The organism is Roseofilum sp. Guam, from assembly GCF_017746735.1.
Taxonomy (GTDB): domain Bacteria; phylum Cyanobacteriota; class Cyanobacteriia; order Cyanobacteriales; family Desertifilaceae; genus Roseofilum; species Roseofilum reptotaenium.
Genome location: NZ_JAGHZN010000106.1, coordinates 1 through 6,380 on the forward strand (window position 1 = coordinate 1; position 6,380 = coordinate 6,380).

The following is a 6,380-nucleotide window of genomic DNA, read 5'->3' on the forward strand; positions in this document are numbered from 1 at the left end:
ATATTGCCCAATCTCCTCCCCCCCTCGGCAGCCAGGGGAAAACACGGGTCAAACCGGAGTGTCCAATCTCCCAGATCGTGATGAAACTAATGGCTAAGAATGCCGAAAACCGTTATCAGAGTATTTTGGGATTGAACTTTGACCTGGAAAAGTGTCAAAACCAATGGCAAGACATGAGGAAAATCGAGCCGTTTGAGTTGGGACGCAGAGATAGAAGCGATCGCTTTCTGATTCCCGAAAAACTCTACGGACGCGAAACCAACGTACAGCGATTACTCGAAGCTTTCGATCGCATTGCCGCCCTAGGAACAACAGAAATGATGCTGGTGGCTGGGTTTTCCGGCATAGGGAAAACGGCGGTCGTCAATGAGGTTCACAAGCCAATTGTCAAACAGCGGGGCTACTTTATCAAAGGGAAATTTGACCAATTCAATCGTAACATTCCCTTCTTGGCTTTTGCGATCGCCTTCCGGGATTTAATGGAGCAGTTGCTGGGAGAATCGGATGCCGACTTAGCTTGCTGGAAGGCAAAAATCCTGGAAGCTGTGGGCAAAAACGGTCAAATCCTCATCGAGGTCATTCCCGAACTCGAACAGATTATCGGCAAACAACCCCCCGTTCCCGAACTCTCGGGCAATGCGGGTCAAAATCGCTTTAACTTATTTCTGCAAAAGTTCATTGCGATATTCGCGACATCAGACCATCCCCTGGTGATGTTTTTGGACGATCTGCAATGGGCGGATTCCGCATCGCTCAACCTCTTGAAGGTGTTGATGGGCGATCGCGATTCGGGTTACTTATTGTTGCTGGGAGCCTATCGAGATAACGAGGTCTTCCCCGCCCATCCCTTGATGTTGACTTTAACCGAACTGAAGAAAGAGCAAGCCGTGATTTCCACCATTACCCTCAAACCCTTAGCGGTAAATCACATCAATCAATTAGTCGCCGAAACCCTCAGTTGTGGCGAACAACTGGCTCAACCCCTCACCGAATTGGTCTATCAAAAAACCCAAGGCAATCCATTTTTTACCACTCAGTTCTTAAAAGGGCTGCACCAAGATCGACTGATTGCCTTGAATCGCAACTTGGGCTATTGGGAATGCGATCTTGTCCGAGTGCGCGATGCGGCACTGACAGATGATGTGGTGGAATTCATGGCAGGGCGCTTGCAGAAGTTACCGCCAGCCACCCAGAAGGTGTTGAAATTAGCCGCCTGTATCGGCAATCAGTTCGATCTCGATACCTTGGCAACCATCTGCGAAGAGCCAGAGGAAGAAGTCGCCGCTAATATCTGGCGTGCCCTTCAAGAAGGACTGATTCTGCCGACCAATGAAGCCTATAAGTTTTTTCACGGTCATGGGGTAGACGATCAACCCAAGGATGTCGTATCGGTGGGTTATCGTTTCTTACACGATCGCGTCCAACAGGCTGCCTATTCTCTGATTCCAGAAGCGCAAAAACAAACGACTCACTACCATATCGGACAACTGCTGATGCAAAATCTTTCGTCCGAGACCAAAGAAAATAAAATTTTTGAAATTGTCAATCAACTCAATTTCGGTACCATATTTATCAGGGAGTGGACGGAGAAAGAGGAATTAGCCCGTTTGAATCTCAGTGCGGGGCAAAAAGCCAAAACTTCCACAGCTTATGCTGCCGCCGTTAAATATTTTTCGGTCGGTCGAGCGTTATTGGGAGCGCAAAGGTGGCATTTGGCTTACGAACTGACCTTAGCACTGTATCAAGAATCTGCCGAGGCGGCCTATTTGAATGCGGACTTTGAACAGATGGAGCAATTGTCCGCCGAAGTCTTGCAAGAGGCAAAAACATTGCTCGATAAAATTGATATCTATGTCACCCAAATTCAAAGCAATATTGCTCGGGTCAAACTGCTAGAAGCGATCCGAATTGCACTGACGGTACTGAACCTCATTGACAATCGCATTCAATTACCCGAACAACCCGATCAAGCCGACTTTGAACGAGCCTTGGCAGAAACGCGATCGACGATCGGCGATCGCTCAGTTGCCGACTTTTTCAACTTACCGGAGATGGAAGATCCGTATCAATTAGCAGCCATCCGCATCTTATCGAGCGTTGCGCCTCCTGCCTACTTTGCCTTTCCCGCACTCTTCCCGTTAATTGTCATGAAGATGGTGCATCTATCCATCGAATTCGGCAATACCTCTGCCTCGGGTTTTGGATATACCATGTACGGCTTTATTCTTTGCGGGGTAGCGAACGACATTGAGTTGGGATCTCAGTTTGGCGAACTGGCATTAGGTCTGATCGATAAATTAAACGTCAAGGGGACTGCCGCTCGGGTGTTACCCCTTGTCGGTCACTTGATTAAGCCTTGGCGAGAATCGATCGACGGCAACCGATATTTACTCCGTCAAGGGTATCAAGTGGGCTTAGAAACAGGGGATTTAGAATTTGCCGGATATTCGGCATCGTTCTATTGCTTTGACTCCATGTTTATCGGCCAAGAATTAGAGAGTCTCGAACGAGAGTTTTTCGCCTATAGCGAGGCGATCGCTCAACTCAAACAAGAACACGTATTGCATCAGATCCATCTTTCGCGTCAGACGATCCTGAATTTATTGGGTCGCTCCGATAATCCTTGCGCTCTGATTGGAGAGGCTTACAACGAAACCCAGATGGTGCCGTTGCACGAGGAAGCGAATAATCGAACAACCCTTGCTTTTATGTACGTTGCCAAACTCAGCCTGTGTTACCTCTTTCAAGATTACGAAGGTGCTGTAGAAAGTGCTGCCGGCGCTGAAAAATATCTAGATGGTGTGGTAGCCATGCTCTGTACAGTTTTGTTCTATTTCTATGATGCTTTAGTTAAAATCATTTCGGTTACCAAGACCAACAGCAAAAGCGAACAAAATTATCTTCTCGAGCAAATTGAAGCTCATCAAACTAAGATGAAATACTGGGCGGATAACGCCCCCATGAATTATCTGCATAAATTCTATCTCGTAGAAGCAGAACGCAATCGAATTTTGGGTCAGAAAGCTGAAGCGATTGAAAATTACGATCGCGCTATTTCCGGAGCCAAAGCTAACGGGTACATTCAAGAAGAAGCCTTAGCCAAGGAACTAGCTGCCCAATTCTACCTCGATTGGGGTAAAGAAAAATTAGCCGCAGACTATATGCAAGATGCCTACTACTGTTACTCCTGCTGGGGAGCCAAAGCCAAAGTTGAAGATTTAGAACAGCGCTATTCAGCCCTCCTCCAACCCATTCTCGAACTGCCAACCCCTAGCTCGACATCGACGACTTCCCTGACGAAATTAACGGCAGGAACGATTTCCAAAACCACTACGGAAACGTCCACCTTATTGGATTTTGCCACCTTGATGAAAGCCTGTCGCACCCTCTCTGAGGACATCGATTTAGAGAGCGCGATCGCTAATTTAATGCAGGTGGCACGGGAAAATGCCGGTGCCGAAACCGTCGCCTTAATGATCTTTCAAGAAGGAGTCTTGATGCTAGTCGCTCGTGCAGTTGGAGAGGAGACGATCGCCATTAAACCTATCCCTGTTGAAACCAGCAACGCTGTTCCTTTAAGTATTATCAATAAAGTCAAGCGCAGCCAACATCCCTTACTGCTAGAAAATGCTCGCCAAGAAGTGACTCTGGCTGGAGATGCTTACATCCAACACTATCAACCCCAATCGATTCTCTGTCTTCCCTTAGTTGTTCGCGCAGCGTCTCTGGAAGAGAATCGTGCTCAACTGCGAGGCATTCTTTACCTAGAAAATAATCATTGTGCGGGAGCGTTTACCCGCGATCGCTTGGAAATCCTGGAACTCCTCTGCTCCCAAGCGGCGATTTCCCTCGAAAACGCTCGCTTGTATCAGCGATCGCAACAAATGGCTAAGAATTTACAACAAGCGCTAACGGACTTGCAGCAGACCCAACTTCAATTGGTGCAAAATGAAAAAATGGCCACCTTGGGAAGTCTCGTGGCTGGGATTGCCCACGAAATTAACAATCCCGTCAGCTTTATTGGGGGGAATATTAACGCTGCACAAGAACATTTGCAAGATTTACTGGAAATCCTCACGCTCTATCAAGACAATGCATCAATTCCCCCATCCATAGCTGAAGAGATTGAAGACCTCGCTCCTGAATTTATTGCCGAAGATTTTCCCCAACTGATTGCATCCATGCAAATTGGCTGCGATCGCATCGGTAATATCAGCACATCTTTGCGAACGTTTTCCCGCAAGGATACAGATACAAAAACAGAGTTTAATTTGCATGATGGCATCGATAGTACCCTGCTCATTTTAAAATATCGCCTCAAAGCGAATGAAAAGCGTCCAGCTATGGAAATTATCACAAATTACGGGCAAATCCCCCAAGTAAAATGTTATCCAGGGCAAATCAATCAAGTGTTTATGAATCTGTTAGCCAATGGAATCGATGCTTTAGATGAACGCAATCAGGGTAAAACGTTTGCACAGATAGAACAAGACCCCAATCGGATTACAATTGAGACCCAATTGAGTGCGGATCGACAGATGGTGACGATCTCCATTATCGATAATGGCACGGGGATGTCAGAAGCAGTAAAAAAATGTATCTTCGAGCAAGGATTTACAACGAAAGCAGTGGGGAAAGGAACAGGCTTAGGCATGGCGATCGCCCATCAAATTATTGTTGAAAAACATGGTGGAGCGATCGCCTGTCGCTCGGAACTCGGTCAAGGTACAGAATTTATCATTTCTCTGCCCGTGAATTAATAGCGATCGCGATCGCACTCAGTTATCGAATTGATTGGATAAAATGAGCATAGTATCTATGATCTCTTATCATACCAACGCAGTGGTAACTCTTTCCGGCTATCAACTAGGACAGCATCTTTATGAAGGTCCTCGCACCCTCGTTTATCAGGGTACGCGCCTGTGTGATGGCGCTTCAGTGATCGTCAAAATACTGCGGACTCCCCATCCCAGCTTTAGCCAATTAGTGCAATTTCGCAATCAATATGCGATCGCTCGCCATCTGCAACATGCCAATATTGTCACTCCTCTAGCTCTAGAGAGCTACGGCAATGGCTACGCTCTCATTATGCCCGATTCCAAAGCCATGGCGCTGCATGATTATTGGCGCCAATTCAATCCCAATTTAGAAGAGTTCTTCGCCATTTCCCTACAACTTGCCGATGTCCTACACTATCTCAGTCAAGAACAGATTATTCACAAAGATATCAAACCAGCCAACATCCTGATTTGCCCGCACAGCAAACAGATTAAATTAATCGATTTCAGTATTTCCAGCTTATTACCAAAAGAAACCCAAACCATTCAAACGCTTAACAGTTTAGAAGGAACCTTAGCCTATTTATCTCCCGAGCAAACTGGACGCATGAATCGAGGCATTGATTATCGCAGTGACTTCTATTCTCTGGGCGTAACTTTATACGAATTTCTGATCGGGAATCTACCCTTTAATAGTAACGATCCTTTAGAATTAATTCACGCTCATATCGCCCAAAATCCGGAACCGATTAGCACGTGGGTCTGTTTGGGAGGACAATTGTGTCCCGAACCCCTTTCAGACATCATCTTAAAATTAATGGCGAAAAATGCCGAAGATCGCTATCAGAGTGCCTTGGGACTCAAATACGACCTGAAAAAATGTCTAAAAGAATATAAAAAAACAGGAAAGATTGCGTCATTTACGTTGGGAGAACGGGATTTGTGCGATCGATTCCTGATCCCCGAAAAACTTTACGGGCGAGAACGCGAAGTTGAAACCCTACTCGAATCTTTCCATCGCGTCGCTACTGGCGAAAGTGAAATGATGCTAGTCGCCGGATTTTCTGGGATTGGTAAAACCGCCGTTATTAACGAAGTTCATAAACCTATTGTTAAACAGCGTGGTTATTTTATCAAAGGCAAATTTGACCAATTCAATCGCAACATTCCCTTCTCTGCCTTTGTCCAAGCCTTCCGATATTTTATGGGGCGATTGCTGAGAGAATCCGATTCTGCATTAGCTCACTAGAAACTGAAAATCCTGGAAGCGATCGGCGAAAATGGCCGAGTTCTGATTGATGTCATTCCCGAACTCGAGCGCATTATTGGAGCGCAGCCTCCTGTTCCCGAACTCTCCGGTAGTGCTGCCCAAAATCGCTTTAACCTCCTCTTAGAAAAATTTATCGCCGTCTTCACCACCAAAGAGCATCCTTTAACCCTATTTCTCGATGACTTACAATGGGCAGACTCCGCCTCATTAAATTTGCTTAAAGTGTTAATGGGAGACCGCCAAACGGGATATTTATCCCTCTTTTGTCACTCTGCCGAAAGAGGGCTAGAATAAGAGGGAAGGTAAAGAGCTGAAGAGTAGAGTAGACGATG

General features: G+C 46.1%; 1 protein-coding gene and 1 pseudogene. Both read left to right on the top strand.

The window, feature by feature from the left end:
- The first annotated feature begins 80 nt into the window (after positions 1 to 80).
- Complete coding sequence (locus J7529_RS24215; protein WP_318731112.1) at positions 81 to 4,760, top strand: AAA family ATPase; 4,680 nt, start codon at positions 81 to 83, stop codon at positions 4,758 to 4,760.
- A 43-nt stretch (positions 4,761 to 4,803) separates the two neighbouring features.
- Positions 4,804 to 6,303: pseudogene (locus J7529_RS24220) on the top strand (ATP-binding protein); the annotation flags it as partial.
- Between the last annotated feature and the right edge of the window lie 77 nt (positions 6,304 to 6,380).